The organism is Devosia riboflavina (assembly GCF_000743575.1).
Classification (GTDB): domain Bacteria; phylum Pseudomonadota; class Alphaproteobacteria; order Rhizobiales; family Devosiaceae; genus Devosia; species Devosia riboflavina.
Genome location: NZ_JQGC01000079.1, coordinates 1 through 833, shown reverse-complemented (window position 1 = coordinate 833; position 833 = coordinate 1). Strand labels below are relative to the sequence as shown.

Below are 833 nucleotides of genomic sequence, written 5' to 3'. Positions count from 1 at the left end.
GTGTAGCCACCATCGATCACCAGTTCCGAGCCGGTGACGAACTTGGACTCGTCCGAAGCGAGATAAACCACGCCCCAGGCGATATCATCCGGCTCACCCAGATGCCCCACGGGATGCAGGCCCACCAGATGCTGCCGCATCGCGTCGGGATCAGGTGCGGCGGCAATGGCGTTCTCCACCATCGGCGTCAGGATATAGCCGGGATGCACCGAATTGACCCGAATCCCGAGCCTGTTCTGCGCGCAATAGAGCGCGACCGATTTCGTATAGAGCCGCACTCCGCCCTTGGAAGCATTGTAGGCGCCGAGCGTCGGATCGCCGACCAACCCCTCGATCGAGGACATGTTGATGATCGAGCCGCCCGCACCTGCCGGCTTGGCCTTCTTCATCGCTCGGATGGCGTGCTTCGTGCCGAGGAAAACAGCATCCAGATTGACGCGCATCAGCTTGTGCCAATCGTCGAGCGTCTGGTCCTCCGGCGCACTGCCGAAGCCGACGCCGGCGTTGTTGACCAACACGTCGACATGGCCGAACCGGTCGAGCGCCTGGCCCATCACCGCTTCCCACTGCTCTTCCTGCGTTACGTCATGTCGCAGGAACATCGCCGAGCCGCCCAGCTCGGCCGCGAGGCTCATGCCCTCGCTTTCCTTAAGGTCGGTGAGGAGCACGGAAGCGCCCTCCTCCGCCAGCTTGCGTGCCACCGCTGCGCCAATGCCCAGCGCGGCGCCCGTAACCACAGCGACTTTGCCTTGCAGACGATTCATCTGTCGAACTCCCGGATCGGTGCTCCAGCGACGTTTCCATCGCTAAGCCAGCCTAGCACCAGGCGTCGT

Annotated in this window: 1 protein-coding gene; it reads right to left on the bottom strand. The window is 63.3% G+C overall.

What is annotated here, in order from left to right:
• Positions 1-764: glucose 1-dehydrogenase (locus JP75_RS24770; protein ID WP_035087949.1), on the bottom strand; the 764-nt coding region annotated here is incomplete at its 3' end.
• Between the last annotated feature and the right edge of the window lie 69 nt (positions 765-833).